This window comes from Actinoplanes couchii, from assembly GCF_016862075.1.
GTDB classification, from domain to species: domain Bacteria; phylum Actinomycetota; class Actinomycetes; order Mycobacteriales; family Micromonosporaceae; genus Actinoplanes; species Actinoplanes couchii.
Window position 1 is genome coordinate 72004 of sequence record NZ_BOMG01000060.1, and the last position, 17077, is coordinate 89080.

15 protein-coding genes are annotated in these 17077 nt (G+C 71.8%); 11 read left to right on the forward strand and 4 right to left on the reverse strand.

All coding sequences use genetic code 11. The annotated features are described in order from the left end of the window. The first annotated feature begins 4 nt into the window (after positions 1-4). From Aco03nite_RS54135 to Aco03nite_RS25040, 5 genes are all read left to right on the forward strand, one after another. A complete protein-coding gene (locus Aco03nite_RS54135; RefSeq protein WP_275415896.1) occupies positions 5-130 on the forward strand; it encodes a hypothetical protein in 126 nt (41 codons plus the stop codon). A gap of 21 nt (positions 131-151) precedes the next feature. Continuing rightward, on the forward strand, positions 152-691 hold the full coding sequence (locus Aco03nite_RS25025) for a hypothetical protein (protein ID WP_203798454.1): 540 nt from the start codon (positions 152-154) through the stop codon (positions 689-691). A gap of 18 nt (positions 692-709) precedes the next feature. After that, entirely contained in the window at positions 710-1813 is a 1104-nt protein-coding gene (locus Aco03nite_RS25030; RefSeq protein WP_203798457.1) for a hypothetical protein, read from the forward strand. Positions 1814-2083: 270 nt separating this feature from the next. After that, positions 2084-3211 carry an outer membrane protein assembly factor BamB family protein gene (locus tag Aco03nite_RS25035; protein WP_203798460.1) on the forward strand — a complete coding sequence of 376 codons (1128 nt, stop codon included), beginning with the start codon at positions 2084-2086 and terminating at the stop codon, positions 3209-3211. A 50-nt stretch (positions 3212-3261) separates the two neighbouring features. Then, positions 3262-4848 (forward strand): methyl-accepting chemotaxis protein, encoded by a 1587-nt coding sequence (locus Aco03nite_RS25040; protein WP_203798462.1) that lies wholly within the window; start codon positions 3262-3264, stop codon positions 4846-4848. Between the two features lie 4 nt (positions 4849-4852). Here the strand turns inward: Aco03nite_RS25040 and Aco03nite_RS25045 are convergent, their stop codons facing one another. Beyond that, positions 4853-5452, reverse strand: a complete 600-nt coding sequence (locus Aco03nite_RS25045) for a mycothiol-dependent nitroreductase Rv2466c family protein (RefSeq protein WP_203798466.1) — start codon at positions 5450-5452, stop codon at positions 4853-4855. A gap of 152 nt (positions 5453-5604) precedes the next feature. Between Aco03nite_RS25045 and manD the strand changes: the two genes are divergently transcribed. Next, entirely contained in the window at positions 5605-6813 is a 1209-nt protein-coding gene (manD, locus tag Aco03nite_RS25050; protein WP_275415897.1) for a D-mannonate dehydratase ManD, read from the forward strand. 10 nt (positions 6814-6823) lie between these two features. On the opposite strand, the gene Aco03nite_RS25055 is transcribed toward manD, so the two are convergent. Further along, the gene (locus Aco03nite_RS25055) at positions 6824-7177 is read right to left on the reverse strand and encodes a putative quinol monooxygenase (RefSeq protein WP_203798468.1); all 354 of its coding nucleotides are present in this window, start codon (positions 7175-7177) and stop codon (positions 6824-6826) included. A gap of 106 nt (positions 7178-7283) precedes the next feature. Between Aco03nite_RS25055 and Aco03nite_RS25060 the strand changes: the two genes are divergently transcribed. Next, a complete protein-coding gene (locus tag Aco03nite_RS25060) occupies positions 7284-8234 on the forward strand; it encodes an AraC family transcriptional regulator (protein ID WP_203798471.1) in 951 nt (316 codons plus the stop codon). On the opposite strand, the gene Aco03nite_RS25065 is transcribed toward Aco03nite_RS25060, so the two are convergent. Beyond that, the gene (locus Aco03nite_RS25065) at positions 8201-9427 is read right to left on the reverse strand and encodes an enoyl-CoA hydratase/isomerase family protein (protein ID WP_203798472.1); all 1227 of its coding nucleotides are present in this window, start codon (positions 9425-9427) and stop codon (positions 8201-8203) included. The two genes, Aco03nite_RS25060 and Aco03nite_RS25065, sit on opposite strands and share 34 nt — an antisense overlap. Positions 9428-9478: 51 nt before the next feature. Between Aco03nite_RS25065 and Aco03nite_RS25070 the strand changes: the two genes are divergently transcribed. The 4 genes from Aco03nite_RS25070 to Aco03nite_RS25085 are packed head-to-tail and all read left to right on the forward strand — an operon-like array spanning position 9479 to position 15910. Beyond that, positions 9479-9763, forward strand: coding sequence for an ArsR/SmtB family transcription factor (locus Aco03nite_RS25070; protein WP_203798473.1), 285 nt, complete (start codon positions 9479-9481; stop codon positions 9761-9763). A gap of 59 nt (positions 9764-9822) precedes the next feature. Further along, positions 9823-11712, forward strand: coding sequence for a caspase family protein (locus Aco03nite_RS25075; protein WP_203798474.1), 1890 nt, complete (start codon positions 9823-9825; stop codon positions 11710-11712). Beyond that, positions 11709-15407, forward strand: a complete 3699-nt coding sequence (locus tag Aco03nite_RS25080) for a CHAT domain-containing protein (RefSeq protein WP_203798475.1) — start codon at positions 11709-11711, stop codon at positions 15405-15407. The genes Aco03nite_RS25075 and Aco03nite_RS25080 overlap by 4 nt, the downstream gene beginning before the upstream one ends. A 41-nt stretch (positions 15408-15448) precedes the next feature. Beyond that, positions 15449-15910: an SMI1/KNR4 family protein gene (locus Aco03nite_RS25085; RefSeq protein ID WP_203798476.1), complete on the forward strand. Its 462-nt coding sequence runs from the start codon at positions 15449-15451 to the stop codon at positions 15908-15910. Here Aco03nite_RS25085 and Aco03nite_RS54140 read toward each other — a convergent pair. Further along, a complete protein-coding gene (locus Aco03nite_RS54140) occupies positions 15904-16038 on the reverse strand; it encodes a hypothetical protein (RefSeq protein ID WP_275415898.1) in 135 nt (44 codons plus the stop codon). The genes Aco03nite_RS25085 and Aco03nite_RS54140 overlap by 7 nt on opposite strands. Positions 16039-17077: the final 1039 nt, after the last annotated feature.

The window sequence follows — 17077 nt, forward strand, 5'->3', positions numbered from 1 at the left end:
CCGGATGTCCGGCTCGCTGTTCCTGCCGGTCGCGGCGATCGGGGTCGGCGCGGTGCTCCGGTCGGCGGAGACCAACAGGCAACGGGCTCTTGCCGCGGTACGCGCGGAGCAGCGCGCCGATATCGGTTGACCGGGTCGATACGTTCGAGGTGTGCACAGGGACTGGACGCTGGGGGTGGACGTCGGCGGGGTGATCGTGGCGATCGTTCCCGGTGGGGAGGACACGTCGTTCTTCGGTGGTCGCTATCTGGAGACCCCCGCCGTGGACGGCGTCTTCGAGGCGCTCGCCGCGCTGACCGCCGGGCCGTTCGCCGGGCGGGTGCACATCGTGTCGAAAGCGGGCCCGAAAGTGGCCGGCCACACCCGCGAATGGATGGAGCATCACCGGTTCTTCGAGCGGACCGGGATCAACCCCGCCCATCTCCATTTCGTCCGGGAACGGCGTGACAAAGCCCCGGTCTGCCGGCGACTCGGCATCACCCATTTCGTCGACGACCGCCCCGACGTGCTGGCCTGTCTGGAGACGGTCGAGCACAGGTTCCTCTTCCGGCCACCGGAGACGCCGGGCTGGGCCGGGCTGGCCGCCCTGCTGATAGCGTCGGGCGATGATCGGGTTCCCGGGGAAACGCCTGGCCGCAGTGCTCGGCTGTCGCGTTCGGCCCGTCGCCGGGGTTCCCGCCCGGCCCGGTGAGCCCGCCGGGGCGCCCTGATGGACGTCATCTCGCTGACCGGGCCGGACAGTCACCGGCTGACCCGGGCCCCCGGCGTCGGCAGCTGTTCGCTGGGCGGTCCGGAGGCGGATCTGCGGGTCGCGCCGGGCGACCGGATCGACTGGACCGTCTTCGACCGGTTCAGCACGCCGGCCGGGTCGCCGTGGCCGCGCTGGATCGCCTACCGGGGCGACGACACGAGCTGGATCGAGTGGTCCCGGCGACGGCCGATCGAGGGCTTCACCTGGGCGCCGACGGCCGGGCACGACGTCGACACGAGCAACACCGACATCCACACCCTGGGCGTACGTCTGGGTGCGGCCCCGGTACGCCTGGTCCTGCCGCCGTCCCGGCATTTCTCGGTCAGCGGCGACCTCACCCGGTTCACGCCGGTGCTCGCGCCGGGCGCCGAGTGCCCGTCCCTGGGGTTCGCCCCGGACGGCGCGGAGTGTGCGTTACCGGTCATGCCCGCGCTGGCCGGTGCCACCGATGTCGCGGTGTCGGTGCAGCCGCTGCGGCAGGTGTTCGACTGCGCGAGCCTGCTCCCGTTCACCGGCCTGCGCAGTCTTCAGCTGTCCGGCGGCCTGACCAACCTGGAGGCGCTGGCCGGGTTGCGCGGGCTGACCGCTCTGCAGTTGAGATTCGTACCGGACATGGCAGGTCTTCCGCCTTTGACCGGGTGGCCGGACCTCGAGCACCTGATCGCCTGGAACGTCGACGACCGCGAGGGCAGACGCCTGCGTACCGAATTCCGTGAGGTCTCGAAGGGGTGGCCCGGCTATTCCTCGGTCTCGAAGTTGCGCAGCCCCGAGTGGTTCGCCACCGAGTACCGCCTGCCGTTCGCCGCGTGGCCGCCGAAGTCCGCCCGGGCCGCGACCCGGGCGTTCCGGGCCGCCGAGAAGGCGATAGCCGAGGCCGGCACCGAGCCCGAGGTGGAGGCCGCGATCCACCGGTTCGTGACGGCCCTGAACCGCCTGCCCGCCATGGAGACCACCGAACGGGAGGACGCCGGGGAGGCAGTGATGCTACTGACCACCGAGACCCCGATGGGCGACCTGACCGACCAGGCCGGCTCCTGGTTCGAAACCACCCGGGACTTCTAGAACCGTCCGGCGGGTCGAGTGGGTTCGCCACAGGGTGTTGAACGTGTTCAGCGGCTTCGGCGGGCCGGGCTCATCACCCACCGGCGGGTGCCCGCGGGGACGTAGCAGTCGACGCCGAGGAAGTCACCCGTGCCCGGATCGTACGTCCGGTAGTCGAATCTGCCCTTGTCCGGATTCTCGGTCCACGTCCTGGTCAGGACCGGATCCGCTGCCGGACGCGCCGCGGCAGCGTGTCGAGCATGTCCAGGACCCACCCTGCATCATCAGAATATGTACAAAGTAATGGTAATCGCCACAATTATCGGCATCGCGCCACCGCTCGCCTCGTGGGGACACGACGGGTTCGGCCCGGGGAACACCCGCTACAACCCGGACGAGACCGTGATCAACGAGCGGTCGGTGAACCGGCTGGCGCCGCGCTGGACCGTCACCCCGGCGCCCGGCCGGCCCGGCTGCGAGCCCGCCCCGGGCGCCCCGCGCGCCGTCGGCGACCGGATCTACCTGCTCGAAGCGGGCGGGGTCGCCGCCTACCACGCGATCACCGGGAAGAGACTGTGGCGCAACACCGGGTTCAGCCGGATCAGCGCCGGGCCGATCGTCGCCGGTGGCCTGGTGCTGGTCGCCGGCACCGCCTGCGAGTCGGCGAGCGACTACGACGGGGCCCTGATCGCGCTGGACGCCGCCACCGGAGTCCAGCGCTGGCGGCGGACCGCCGCCTGGACCGTCGACACCGCGGTCGCCGACGCCGGTGCGGTGGTCACCTCCGGCGAGTGCGGGACCTGCGACGACGCCCGGTACGGGGTCAACGCCTACCGCCTCGACGACGGCACACCGCTCTGGACCCACCCGAACGAGACGCTCGCCGGCCCGGTCTCGGCGGCCGGCACGGTCCTGCTGCGCCGGACCACCGGGCGGCTGGACACCCGGGCCGGGCGGATCACCACCGGCACACCGGTCTGGAGCACCGGCCTGAAACCCGCCGCGGTCGCCGCGAACCCGGCCGGCACCCAGTTCTACCTGCGCTCCGACCTGGGCCTGGCCGCCCACGCGGCCACCGACGGCCGCCGCCTGTGGAACATCCCGAAGGAGTCCGGTGAGCTGGCCGCCGACGGCCGCCGCGTCTACGTGGCCTCGGCCGGGCGGGTCAACACCTACGACGCGGGCACCGGCCGCCTGCTCTGGACCCGCGCCCTCACCCAGCCGCGCGACCCGGTCCGGGCCGGCGGTCTGCTCTACCTCGTGACCGGCGCGGGAACCCTGACGATCCTCCGGCCCGGCGACGGTACGGTCGTCCGCTCCCGCACCGTGTACAGCGCCCTCACCACGCACGTCGTCCCGGCCGGCGGCCGCCTGCTGACCACCCAGCGAAAGGTGATTCGGGCCTACGAACCCGGATAAATGCTCGGACGACTGTATTCGCCGTCACATCTGCCGACAGGTAGAAGGTGATGGGATGGCTGGGCGACCGCAAAGTCGGCGCGAAGATCCTGTGGGCGGTGCTGGTGGTCGCCGTGATCGGGACAGGTGTGTCGTCGTACGCGGTGGTGAAGATGTCCGCGATCAACGACAGCAACGACGTGATCTACGACGGTGCCCGGCAGCTGCAGACGCTCGCCGAGATGCGCAACGCGTTCAACCGCGCCCGCATCGACTCGCTCGATCATTTCCTCACCACCTCCGCGACGGCGCAGGCCGAGGCGGAGAAGGCGCTCGCCACCGATCTGCAGAAGATCAGCGACGCCGAGGTCACGTACCGGGCCTACGACCTGGGGCCGGTCCGGATCGCCGCGATGGACGACTTCGCCGGCGCGTGGGGGAAGTACGTCACGCTGCTGAACGACACGCTGCTGCCGCTGAGCCGGGAACAGCGGACCGCCCAGATCCTGAAGATCCGCACGGAACAGGCCGCTCCGCTGATCCAGCAGACCCGGCAGGCCATGGACGTGCTGTCCGAGCAGACGATCGCCAACGCCAAGGAGGACAACGACGCGGCGACCGTCGCCTACCACACCGCCCGGAACCTGGTCATCGCCCTGATCATCGCCGGTCTGCTGATCGGGGTGGCCGCCGCGCTCGGCATCGCCCGGCTGATCACCAAGCCGCTCGACCGGTGTGTGCGGGTGCTGATCCAGGTGCACGACGGAGACCTGACCGCCCGTACCGGCCTGACCGGCAAGGACGAGGTCGGTGTGCTGGCACAGGCCCTGGACGAGACCACCGAGTCGATGGCCCGGATGGTGCGCCAGGTCGGCGACAGCGCCCAGCACGTGGCCGCCGCCTCCGAGGAGCTGTCCGCGACGTCGGTGGAGATGTCGTCGGCCGCCGAGGAGACGTCCGCCCAGGCCGGCACGGTGTCGGACGCCGCCGACGTGGTGTCGCGTAACGTGCAGACGGTCGCCGCCGGCGCCGAGGAGATGGGCGCGGCCATCCGGGAGATCTCCTCCAGCGCCACCCAGTCGGCGGCCGTGTCGGCGCAGGCCGCGGAGACCGCCTCGCGCACCACCGACATCGTGGCGCAGCTCGGCCGGTCCTCCGCCGAGATCAGCAGCGTGGTGCAGGCGATCACCGGCATCGCCGAGCAGACCAACCTGCTGGCCCTGAACGCCACCATCGAGGCGGCCCGCGCCGGTGAGATGGGCAAGGGGTTCGCGGTGGTCGCGTCCGAGGTCAAGGATCTGGCCCAGGAGACGTCGCGGGCCACCGACGACATCACCCGGCGCATCGGCGCGATCCAGGAGGAGACCGAGCAGGCGGTCCGGGCGATCGGCGACATCACCGAGGTGGTCGCGCAGATCAACGACTACGCGGCCACCATCGCCGCCGCCGTCGAGGAACAGACCGCGACCACCAACGAGATGGCCCGCAACGTGGCCGAGGCGTCCAGCAGCGCCGGCGACATCGCCGGGAACATCTCCGGCGTGGCCCAGGCCGCCGCCTCCACGGCGACCGGCGCCACCGAGACCCAGGTGACGGCCCAGGAGCTGGCCCGGATGGCCGAGGAACTGCACTCGACGATCGCGGTCTACAAGGTCTGAAGATCTAGTCGAAGACCAATTTGCCGGTACGGGTCCGCTTCAGCTCGAAGAAGTCCGGGAACGAGGCCAGCTCGCGGGCGGCGTCGAACAGGCGAGCCGCCGACTCGCCGCGGGGGATGCTGTTCAGTACCGGCCCGAAGAAGGCCACCCCGTCGATGTGGATCGTCGGGGTGCCGACGTCCTCGCCGACCGGGTCCATGCCCTCGTGGTGGCTGACCCGTAGCGCCTCGTCGTGGCGGGGGTCGCGGGCGGCCGCCGCCAGCCCGGCCGGCAGCCCGGTCTCGGCCAGCGCCTCGGTGATCACCGCGTCGAAGTCCTCGTTCCCCCGGGCGTGGATGCGGGTGCCGAGCGCGGTGTAGAGCCCGCGGAGCACCTGTTCACCGTGCTCCGCGGCCGCGGCGGTGACCACCCGGGCCGGGCCGAGCGACCGGTCGACCAGATCCCGGTACCACCCGGGCAGCTCGCGCCCCTCGTTGAGCACGAACAGGCTCATCGGCCGGAACCGCAGGTCCAGGTCCCGCAGCGGCTCGACCTCCAGGATCCAGCGCGAGGTGATCCAGGCGAAGGGGCATGCGGCGTCGAAGTAGAAGTCCACCCGTGTCATGGCTCGAGCCTAGGAAGGCATTGGCTCCGTCGAGGTGCCAATGTCACGCGATCCGAACAGGCCAATCCGGTGGACGCATCGATGACCCTTGACTGATCGGGCGGGCGGCACTTGTATACAGGCGACCCCGCTCGAGACGAGGGAGTGAGCCGGTGGCGACCATCGAACGTGTCGAGGTCCTGGTGACGTCGCCCGGGCGCAACTTCGTGACCCTGCGGATCACCACCTCCGACGGGGTCACCGGGCTCGGCGACGCCACCCTCAACGGCCGGGAGCTGGCCGTCGCCTCCTATCTCGAGGATCACCTCGCGCCGCTGCTGGCCGGGCGCGACCCGGACTGGATCGAGGACACCTGGCAGTACCTGTACAAGGGCGCCTACTGGCGGCGCGGCCCGGTCACCATGACCGCGATCGCCGCCGTCGACGTCGCCCTCTGGGACATCAAGGGCAAGGTCGCCGGGATGCCCGTCTACCAGCTGCTCGGCGGGCGCTCCCGGGACGGCGTGCTGGTCTACTGCCACGCCAGCGGCACCGATGTGGAGTCGCTGCTGGACGACGTGGCCGCGTACCGGGAGAGGGGTTTCCAGGCGATCCGGGCGCAGGCCGCGGTGCCCGGCCTGAGCGGCAGTTACGGCGTGCGCACGGGCAGCCTGTACGAGCCGGCCGCCACCGCGCTCCCCGACGAGCAGGCCTGGAGCACCGAGGCGTACCTGGACTTCGCCCCCGGCTACCTCGCCGAAGTGCGCGAGCGGTTCGGGTTCGGCTTCCACCTGCTGCACGACGTCCACCACCGGCTCACCCCGATCGAGGCCGCCCGCTTCGGCAGGAGCGTCGAGGAGCTGCGGCTGTTCTGGATGGAGGACCCGACACCGGCCGAGAACCAGGAGGCGTTCCGGCTGATCCGGCAGCACACCACCACCCCGATCGCCACCGGCGAGGTGCTCAACTCGATCTGGGACGTCAAGGAGCTGATCACCGAGCAGCTCATCGACTACGTGCGCACCACGGTCGTGCACGCCGGCGGCATCACCCACCTGCGCCGCATCTTCGACCTGGCCGCCCTCTACCAGGTGCGCACCGGCTCGCACGGCGCCACCGACCTGTCCCCGGTGACCACCGCCGCGGCCGTGCACGTCGACATCACGGTGCCGAACTTCGGCATCCAGGAACACATGGGACACACCGCCGAGACGTACGAGGTGTTCCGCGGCAGCCCCCGCCTGGAGAACGGGATGCTCCACCCGTCGGACGCGCCCGGACTCGGTGTCGAGTACGACGACGAGGTGGCGGCCCGTTTCCCCTACCAGGCGAGGTACCTGCCGGTGGCGCGCCGTCTCGACGGCTCCGTGCACGACTGGTGACCGGGCCCGTCTAGGCGGTCACCGGGATCAGCCACTGGGTCTCGAACTCGCCGGCCAGCATCTCCGGGAGCCGGCCGAAGTAGTCGAGCATGAACGGCTGCCGCACGTGCGCGGCCAGGGCGAGCCCGGACGACCAGCGCTCGTAGAAGGCGTAGGCGCCCGGTTCGCCGGTGACGTCGTGCACCTCGTACTGCTCGTATCCGGTCTCGGCCCGCACCTGCGGGACGGTCGCGGTGATCAGGGCGCGGAAGTCGCCGTCCCGGTCCGGGCGGATGCGGATCACGCCGTAGACGGCGACCGGGTTCTCGCTGGTCAGGACGTCGGCGGGGATGAGGCCGTCGGGGACGGTGTCAGTGTTTGTCATGGCACCAGCCTAGAAACCGCCGGTGACGCGGTCGATGCTTGAACTGTGCAGTTCTTTGTCCGATCGTCTCATCTGCTCACCCTGACTGAGACGTACGATGACCGGCATGGATGTGGTGGCGGACGTGCTGGCGCTGTCCGGGGTGCGCGGCACCCTCGGCGCCCGGGTCGAAGCGGGCGGAACCTGGGGAGTGCGCTGGGCGGAGAGCGCCGAGGCCGGGTTCTACGCGGTCACCGGGGGCGCCGCCTGGCTGACCGTCCCCACCGGTGGCCGGGAGCCGGTGCAGCTGCTGCCCGGCGACGTGGTGCTGCTGCCCCGCGGCGCCGCGCACACCCTGTCCAGCGTGCCCGGCGCCGACATCCACGCGTGCGACGTGACCGCCGCCGCGCGGGCCCGGGCCGAGGGCGGGGTGCTGCGGCTGGGCGACGGCGAGGTCCGGACCCGGATCCTGGGCGCCACCTACCGGCAGGACCCGGCGGTGCGGACCCCACTGCTGACGCTGCTGCCGGAGGTGGTGCACATCGCCGGTGAGGGCCTGGGTGACACCGTCCGGCTGCTGGCCCGGGAGCTGACGGCGCCCGGGATCGCGAGCGCCGTCGTCCTGGACCGGCTGGTCGACGTCCTGCTCGTCCAGCTGCTGCGGGTGTGGCTGGACAGCCGTCCCGGCGAGATCGACGGCTGCTGGCTGGGCGCCCTCAACGATCCGATCATGACGGAAGCGCTCGGCCACCTGCACCGCCGGCCGTCCCATCCGTGGACGACGGCGGAGCTCGCGGCCGAGCTGTCGGTGTCCCGCGCCACCCTGGCCCGGCGTTTCCAGTCGGTCATCGGCCAGAGCCCCGGCACCTACCTGACCCGGTGGCGGATGGACCTGGCGGCCCGCCGCCTGCGCGACACCGACGACCCGATCGACAGCATCGCCCGCGCGGTCGGCTACACCTCGGTCTACGCCTTCAACCGGGCGTTCCACCGCTCCCGCGCCGAGCCCCCGGGCCGTTACCGCCTGACCGCACGGGCCGCCGCTCAGCCGGTGACGGACGGGGCCCAGGCGGGGTAACCGGCGGCCAGGACCGCGGCGACCGTGGCGGTGGCGGAGTCGACGGGCCGGCCCGATGCCGCCGCGGCCATGTCGGCGGGGGACGGGCCGGCGTCCAGCAGGGTCTGGATGAACGACGGTGCGCCCCGGGGGATCAGGACCGGGATCCCTCCGCCGGTACGGATCATCGGGACCAGCGCCGGGTCGGTCACCTCGACGAGCGGCGTCTCGGGTGGGAAGAACACCGCCGCCAGCGGATCCCTGACGATCTGCGGGAAGGCGCGGGTGCCGGGCACCGGACGTACCGGCGCAGGGTGGGGGAAGGTCCCGGCCACCGTGCGCAGCGCGGCGAAGTAGGCGGCCAGCGCCGGGAACTCGGGCGCCGCCAGCAGGTCGAGGCAGGCCGCCGTCTCGATCGCGAAGGCCTCGTCGAGCGGGGCCGCCGCGCTGCGCACCGCCACGTCCAGGACCGCCGTCAGGGCCCGGACCGGGGAACCCGCCGACCTGCGGGCCACCTCTTCGGCCAGGCCGGGCGGGGCGGTGACACCGCCGGGGACACGGTGGCCGGGGCGTTCCCAGCGCTGGACGAAACGGCCCGGTGGCTGGGCCCGGATCCACGTCTTCGCGGCGGCGACCACGTCGTCGGCCAGCTCGTCGACCAGGCCGGCGGCGAGGGCCTGTGCCGGGTGATAGGCGGTGCCGGGGCCGATGACGTCGAGGACCGTCGCGGCGATGCCGAGCATCCGGGTCACCCGGACCGTGCCGCCGCCCGCGGGCAGGATGCCCATGCCGGTCTCGGCGAGTGCCCACACCACCGACGGATCGTGCGGGCCGACCCGGTAGTGGCAGGCCAGGGCCAGTTCGAAGCCGCCGCCGAGGGCGGAGCCGTTGAGGGCGGCGGCGACCGGGCGGCCCAGCGTCTCCAGACGGCGGGCCTGGTCGCGCAACGGGACCAGCAGGCCGTACGTCTCGGCGGCCTCCTCGGCGGTGATCTCGCCGGGTTCGAACTCGGGGCCGGCGACGAACGAGCGTTTCGCCGAGGTGAGCACGACGCCGCGCAGCCGGTCCAGGTTGCGGGCCAGGTCGTCGAGGCAGGCGGCGAGGCCGTCGTGGTGGCGCCGGTTCAGCATGTTCGCGGTGCGGCCCGGGTCGTCGAGGGTCACTGTGACGATGCCGTCGGTGTCCCACGGCCAGAACTGTTTGATGCTCGTCATACCGTCGACGTAGGTGACGGTATGACGGATGTCCAACGGTAGGGTGGTGGCATGGACATCGCCGACGTGACCATGGTCGACGTGCTGCGGGCGGTCGCCGACCCGATCCGGCTGCGCATCGTGCAGGTGCTCGCCGACGGCCGGCCGCACGGCAAATGCGGCGAGCACTGGGACTTCGGCGTGCACAAGTCGACGATGACCCACCACTTCCGGATCCTGCGCGAAGCCGGGCTGACCCACACCGTGGTGTCCGGCCGCACCCACACCATCGAACTGCGCCGGTCCGAGCTGGACGCCCGCTTCCCCGGCCTGATCGACGCCCTGACCGCAGGCTGACGGCGTCATCCGCGCGGGCGATGCCGTTCCGGGTCGCAGGTGCGGCAGCATGGTGCACCGTGGCCCGACTGTTCGTGCTCCTCATCGGCATCGATCGCTATCTCGGTGTCTCCCCCGACCTGCAAGGCTGCGGCAACGACATGGACCTCGCCGCCGGCATCCTGCGGGACCGGATCGCCGGCGACGACCTCGACCTGCTCGAACTATGCGACGAGCAGGCCACCCGGGACGCGGTGATCAGCGCGTTCCGGCGGCACCTCGGGCAGGCCGGGCCGGACGACACCGCGCTGTTCTGGTTCAGCGGTCACGGGTCGACGGCGCCGCTGCCCGCCGAACTCGCGCACACCGAGGAATCCGGCTGCGCCCAGACCACGGTGTGTTTCGACAGCCGTACCGGCGACATCCCTGATCTTTATGACAAGGAACTCGCGCTGCTCGCCGCGGAGGTCCTCGCCGGTGGCTGCCTGCTGGTGTCGATCATGGACAGCTGCCACTCGCGCAGCGGCATGCGCGATCCGGACGGCGAGATGCGCGGGGAGCTGCCGCCCCGGCTGGCGCCCCGGCTGGAGACGCCGCCCGCCCTGGCCGCGCTGCTCCCCGGGCTGTCGCGGGCCGGTGGGCTGCATCAACGGCACATCGCCCTCGCCGCCTGCGGGGAGGACGAGTACGCCAACGAGACCTACCGCGGCGAGCGCCCGCACGGCGCGTTCAGCTGGGCGATCAGCCGGGCCCTGGTCCGGGCCGGCCAGCGGGGCACCTACCACGACGTGTGGAGTCACGCCCGCGACCTGGTCACCGCCCGCTATCGGCGGCAGTCACCGGCCCTGGAGGCCGGCGACGCGGGACTCCGGCATCGCGAGTTCCTCGGCGGCACCCTGCACCCGCCGGCGGCGGCGATCACGATGCGCCGGTTCCGGCACGTCTGGGAGATCGACATCGGCACCCTGCACGGCGTGGATCCCGGCCCCCAGGAGACCCGGCTGGCGGTGCACGGGGTCACGCCGGTGCGGGAGGTCCGGGTCGTCCGGGCCGGCACGATGCGCAGCACCGTCGAACCGATCGGCTGGGAACCCGTACCGGACGTCCGGTACCGGATGGTGCTCACCGAGGTGCCGTTCCCCGCGGTCGCGGTCGTCACCGGCTCGGCGCGGGTCGCGGATGATCTGTTGCGGTCACCCCACGTGCGGGTCCTGGCCGCGGAGGACGGCGCGCAGGCCGACCGGCTGCTGCGGGTCGACGTCACCGGCAACGGGGACCACTGGATCCGGAGCGCGGACCTGGAACGACTGGCCGGACCGGTTCCGGTGGCCGAGGTGGCCGGGCAGGTCGAGCACATCGCCCGATGGACGCAGATCCAGAAGCTGGCCAACCCGAACTCCGGGCTCGCCGACCGGGTCCACCTGGAGATCGTGCCCGCGGAACCGGGGGAGCGGGTGCCGCCCGCCGGCCGTCCGGCACTGCCGCCCGGCCGGGTCGAACTGCACTACCTGCCCGACGGGACACCGCCGTCGGTGTTCGTCCGGCTGCGCAACTCCGGGCCCGTCCCGCTCTACTTCGTGCTGCTCGACCTGACCGACCGGTTCCGGATGGACGCCGACCTGTTCGACGGGGCGTTCGTCCGCGGCGAATGGGCGGCGGTCGCCGGGCGCGGCGGGCCGATCACCGTGTCGCTGCCGCCGGACCGGAAGGCGGTGCCCGGCGCTTCGGTGACCGACTGGCTGCTGCTGCTGGCCTCCGAGGAGGAGTTCAGCGCGGAACCGTTCCACCTGCCCCGGCTCGGCGAGACGTCGGCCCTCCGGTCCGCGCCGGGCGGGCTGCGGGGCGTCCTCGGACGCCTCGGGATGCAGGCCGCCCGCCGGGAGTTCACCGTCCCGCAGGAGGTCGCCGCCGACTGGACCACGGTGATGGTCGAGGTCCGGACCTCGGTGCCGGAAGGACCGCCGGCATGATCGCAGAGCTGATCCTGATCGGACAGCATCGTCTTGATCCGGAGGCGGCTCGGGTCGCCTCAGGACCCGGGGTGGAGGCTGCTGCGGCTCTGGCCGGGGGCGAGCCACAACGAGCCATGCGGTGCCTGCCGGACGGTGACGACGGTGCGCTGCTCGGCTACCTGGCGACCGTTATTGATTACCAGTGGACGCCGCGGGGGACCGGTTCCGCGCTGGCCGGGGACGCCGCCGGGGCACTGGTCACGGCGGGCGGCCGGTTGACCGCGACGGCACGGGCCACGCCGCTAGGTGTCCTCGCCACCCGGATCCTGCCGGAACTGCTGGTCGCCCAAGCGGTGTCCGACGACGAACAGCGCTCCGGGATCACCGCCTTGACCGGCCAGGCCGTCCGGCGATTGGCGTCCCTGGACTTTTCTCTCTCCTCCGCGTCCACGCCCGGTTTTCCTTCCTCGCTCGGATCTGCCTCCGCGCCCGGCTTTCCCTCCGCGCCCGGTTCTCCTTCCGCGGCCTCGTCTCCCTCCGCGTCGGCCTCCGCTTTTGCGCTTCTGGTCATGGCCGATCTTGCCCATCGGGCCGGTGATTCCGCCGGGGCCGCCGCGCTGGTCGACCGGGCCCTGGACGGCTGTGGTGACGATGGCGCGGTCCGGGCCCACGCGGCGGTGATCCGCGGTGACTGGGCGACCGGCCCCGGCACACATCCGGAGTCACTCGGCCTCTCGTTCCGACCGTTTTCGGTCACAGTCACGCCGTTCACTCTTCACACCACGGCGATTGCGGCGTACGACGAAGCAGAAGCGCTGTGGACCTCCATCGGCAGCCGGGCCGGAGTCGCGTCGGTGGCCCTGCGCCGGGCCCACGTCCTCCGCCTGCGTGACGACGCCGAAGCCCGTGACGAGGAGCTGTCACGGGCCCTGCGGCTCGCGGGCGATGCCGGTAACGGCGCGCTCGTCGCCCTGGCCCGGGTGCACCAGCTGGTCGACACGATCGCCACCCACCGGCATGCCCCCGCCGAGGGCATCGACCCGGTCCGGCTGTGGGCGGAGCGGGACGGCAGCCGGTCGTACCGCCGCGGTCTGGTTCATCTTCTGGTCGTCCGGGCCCGGCGCTGGCGCGACGACGGCGACTTCACCCGGGCCCGCGCGGTCCTGACGCTGGCCCAGCGGCTGGCGGGCACCGACGGCTACCGCCACGACGGCGCCTCCGTCTCGATCGATCTCGCCGCCCTGTACGGAGGTGCCGGGTACCGGCGGGCCGCCTTCGTCCTCGCCGACCGTGAACTGGCCGGTTGCACGTCCGCCGACCACGATCCGGTCCTGTTCACGTCCACCGGCCGTGATCCGGCCGCGGGGCGTCCGGTCGCGGCGGTGGAATGGGTCCGGCTCGCGGTCCGCGCCCACGAACTGGTCGCCGAAGCCCACGACCAGGCCGACCCGGATCTGCTGACGCTCGCCGGACACCGCATCCAGGGCCTGCTGGCGCTGCCGGTCCGGCGCGGCGACGACGCGGACGACCGGTCCGTCGTCCAGGTCCGGCAGATGCTGAGCGCGCAGCTGGAGAACCTGCCGGGTGCCGCCGCCTGGTACACCGCCCAACGACTGCGTGACGCCGGTGACGAGGAGGCCGCGCTGACGGCCTTCGGGGAGGCCCGCGACCGGACCCGCGGTGACGTCCTCCTGCACTGCGCGGTGCTCGCCTCCGTCCCGCTCCGTGCCGAGGCCGGCGAACTGGCCCAGGCCCTGGCCCCGCACCTGCCGCCGCTGCTCGCCGCCCGCTTCTTCCTGCGATTGGCGGACCTGGACGAGGCCGAACGCCACCCGGGTGGCGCGTTGCGGTCCCTGCACGAGGGCGTGCGCCCGCCGGGCGGGGCCTCGCCGTTCTTGGAGGAGGCCGCGCGGTATCTGGACCGGGTGACGGTGACGCCTGAACCGTGGACCCTTCCGGCGATGTGGGCGAGCCTGCGCCGACTGCAGCACCGGCCCGCCGACCAGGCCCGGCACGCTGCCGAGGCGGTCGCGTTGTTCGAGGAACGTCAGAACGGTCTGTCCCGTGACCTGCTCCGTGGTGCGGCCACCGACGACTGGACGGTTGCGGAGGCCTACCGGGATCTGGCCACCGGGCTGACCGGGATCGCGGCCCTGACCGCCGCCGACCGGGCCCGCGGACTGCCCGCCCTGCTGCTCGCCGACCTGGCCGCACTGCCGGAGCACGCCCGGAGCACGGCCCGGGACTGGCTGGCCGCGAACTCCCGGTGGGCGGCCGTCTTCGAGCGCCGCGCCTCCGCCTTCGAGAGCCGGGCCTCCACGTTCGAGAGCAGGTTCGGTACCGTCGAGAGCGGCGACGACCGGGCCGGCGCCGACCGGCTGGACGCCGCGGAACGTGCCCTCGACGAGGCCGAGGAACGGGTCCGCCGGGTCGCCCCGGAACTGCTCGCCCGGCGGGTCGCCGCACCCGCCGACCTCACCGCGAGCATCGGTCGGCTGCCCGCCGGCACGGTGCTGCTGGCGTACCACCTGTTCCGGGAGGAGATCACCGGCTGGGCGGTCACCGCCGCCGGAACGGCCGCGACCCTCGGCCCGGTCCCGGTCCGCGGCCTGGTCGGTGTGATCAACGGCTGGCAACGCGAGCTACGGTACGGCCGGACCGACCCGCGCGCCGCCGAACGCCTCGCCGCCGTCCTGCTCGGACCGTTCCGCGAGGTGATCGGACGGCATCATCGGATCATCGTGGTGCCGCACCGGGAGTTGTCGCTGGTGCCGTTCCACGCGCTACCGGAACTCACCGGGCACGATGTCGGGTACCTCCCGGCGGTGTCGCTGCTGGACCGGCTCGCCGGCCGCCCGCCGCTGGACCTGACCCGGGGCGCCGTACTGCTCGGCGACCCGGCGTCGTCGGCCGGCCTGCCGCCGTTGCCCGGCACCCGCTGCGAGGTGCAGGCCATCCGCCGACACTTCCCCGGCACCGACGCCCGCCGGACTCTCCCTGGTGTCGAGGACAGTCGTGCTTTCCCTGGCCGCGACGTCCGTCGGACTTCCCCCGGTGCCGAAGACGGCCGGGCCTTCCCCGGTGCCGAAGAAAGCCGGGCTTTCCCTGGTGCCGAGGTCCGTCGGGCCGTTCCCGGTGCTGACGTGCTGCTCGGCTCGGACGCGACGCTGGCGGCGCTGCGGGTCGCGAGTCCGGGGCGTTCGGTGGTGCATCTGGCCACGCACGCGATCGTCGAGCCGGGCCGCCCGAACCTGTCGAGCGTCCTGCTGGCCGGGGACGATCGGCTGACCGTCGCCGGCCTGCTCGGCGGGGACGTCACCGGTGACCTGCTGGTGCTGTCGGCCTGCCAGACCGGGCAGGGCACGCCGACCCGTGCCGGAGACATGTCCGGGCTGGTCCGGGCGGCCCTGATCGCCGGTTTCGCCGACGTCGTGGTGACCCTGTGGCCGATCCACGACCAGATCGCGGCGGTGACGATGGACCGTTTCCACACCCACCTGGCGGCCGCCCCGGACGTGTCACACGCCCTCGCCGAGGCGCGACGTGACGTCCGGGCCCTGTCGAGCATGGACCTGATCGAGGCGTACGGCCGACTGCCCGGCGCCGGCCCGGACGCGCTGGCCCCGATGCGCGACGCATCCGCCGCGGGCGCCTGCCCACCCGATCTTCTGCACGGTTGGGCCGCGTTCGCACACATCGGCGTACCCCGCTGAGTCCAGGATCCGGTGATCCAGACGGCGCGGAGAGGATCACGATGGAGATGGATGCCTTCGCGGCCGATTTCGACAGTGTCTTCGGATGGTATTCGGCCAGAGGCCTGCCGGCTCCACCCTTCGACTCGTGGATCGCCTCGGAGGCCGATCTGATCCGGGCACAGACGGAGTTGCGGGTTCGGCTGCCGGAGAAATACAAGCAGTTCATGACGACGTACGGCGGTGGCGGCTTCGTAAATCTCGAAGTCATTCCCGTGGTGGCGCCGAACGACCGGACCCGGGATCTCATCGGCCTGAACTCGGGTGATCACGAGGTCCCGGGATTCGTCTGCGCCGTCCCCGACGGGACGGGGAACCACTGGGGGTTCGTGACCGCCGACGGTGTCTGCGAGGATCAGGTGAGCTGCTACTCCTTCGAATTCGGCGAGATCGAACCGGAGTCGAACGACTTCCTGGAGTTCATGTCATGGCACGGCCTGCACGCCGGCCGAGCCGGCTACTGAACGTTCGTCGCCACGCCTCCGTCCTGCTCGAACGTGTCGGGCACGCCCCCGTCCCGTTCGAACGTGTCGGCGCGCCCCGTCTGTTCGAACGTGTCGGTACGCCCGGTCTGTTCGAACGTTGTCCGCAAGCCCCGTGCTGTTCGAACGTGAGGGATAAACGCTCTCGCAATTTCGGAATGGAGATCAGAAGCGGATCTACCTGCTCCAAGTCCGGCGATCAATAGATTTACACGTCCGCTTGGATTACCGCTTCTGTGGGACTGTGGGAAATGACTGTCCCGGGTTAAGTTCTTTCCGGCCAGCGGATCGGCGCTGGTTCGGTCGAACGAATTCCTTGAGGGACGGTCATGCCTGCTGCCACGCTGCGCCGGAGTCGGAAGCTGCGGACCCTCATGGTCGCCGGCCTCTGCGGTCTGGTACCCGCCGGGCTGGCCGGGGTGGGTGGGATCGCGTTCGCGGAGATGACCGCAACGTCGTGGGTCACCACGACGGGTGTCACCATCCGAGTCGAAACCGGCGTCGCCGAGAAGACGCCGGTCCCGACATCCCCGAACGACCACCCACCCACCCCGTCGACCGGCACCGGATCCTCACCACTGCAAGGAACCGATCCACAGAACGTCGGTCCACAGGTTTGCAATCCACAGGACAGCCGTCCACAGGACGGCAATCCACAGAGTGGTAGTCCACAGGGCAGCCGTCCACAGGGCGGCAATCCACAGAGTGGTAGTCCACAGGGCAGCCGTCCACAGGGCGGCAATCCACAAAGTGGTAATTCACAGGGCGGTGGTCCACAGGGCGCTCGTCCACAGGGTTGCGGCTCCCAGAGCGGCGATCCACAGGCCAACGGTCCACAAGGCGCTGATCCACAAGGTGGCGATTCGCGAGGTTCTGATTCGCGAGGTGTGGCCTCGCCCCGGGTGGCTGCCACCACCTCTCGGGCGGCGTCACCCGTCAAGCCCGCAACCGGAACATCTCCGGCGGCTGAGGACGACGAACCCGGCATGACCACGGAAACCACCGGGCCGGCCTCCGGCCCGGTGTCGAGGCGGGGGGCGCCTGCCAGCGCCTCCCCGACCAGCACACCGAACTGAACGCACAGCCGTCCAGCACACCGAACTGAACGCACAGCCGTCCAGCACACCGAACTGAACGCACAGCCGTCCA

Excerpts from the sequence above, each read along its gene's own strand:
- Aco03nite_RS54135 (WP_275415896.1), top strand. The coding sequence starts at position 5 with ATGTCCGGCTCGCTGTTCCTGCCGGTCGCGGCGATCGGGGTCGGCGCG.
- Aco03nite_RS25030 (WP_203798457.1), top strand. The coding sequence starts at position 710 with ATGGACGTCATCTCGCTGACCGGGCCGGACAGTCACCGGCTGACCCGG.
- Aco03nite_RS25035 (WP_203798460.1), top strand. The coding sequence starts at position 2,084 with ATGTACAAAGTAATGGTAATCGCCACAATTATCGGCATCGCGCCACCG.
- Aco03nite_RS25040 (WP_203798462.1), top strand. The coding sequence starts at position 3,262 with ATGGGATGGCTGGGCGACCGCAAAGTCGGCGCGAAGATCCTGTGGGCG.
- Aco03nite_RS25045 (WP_203798466.1), bottom strand. The coding sequence starts at position 5,452 with ATGACACGGGTGGACTTCTACTTCGACGCCGCATGCCCCTTCGCCTGG.
- Aco03nite_RS25055 (WP_203798468.1), bottom strand. The coding sequence starts at position 7,177 with ATGACAAACACTGACACCGTCCCCGACGGCCTCATCCCCGCCGACGTC.
- Aco03nite_RS25060 (WP_203798471.1), top strand. The coding sequence starts at position 7,284 with ATGGATGTGGTGGCGGACGTGCTGGCGCTGTCCGGGGTGCGCGGCACC.
- Aco03nite_RS25065 (WP_203798472.1), bottom strand. The coding sequence starts at position 9,427 with ATGACGAGCATCAAACAGTTCTGGCCGTGGGACACCGACGGCATCGTC.
- Aco03nite_RS25070 (WP_203798473.1), top strand. The coding sequence starts at position 9,479 with ATGGACATCGCCGACGTGACCATGGTCGACGTGCTGCGGGCGGTCGCC.
- Aco03nite_RS25080 (WP_203798475.1), top strand. The coding sequence starts at position 11,709 with ATGATCGCAGAGCTGATCCTGATCGGACAGCATCGTCTTGATCCGGAG.
- Aco03nite_RS25085 (WP_203798476.1), top strand. The coding sequence starts at position 15,449 with ATGGAGATGGATGCCTTCGCGGCCGATTTCGACAGTGTCTTCGGATGG.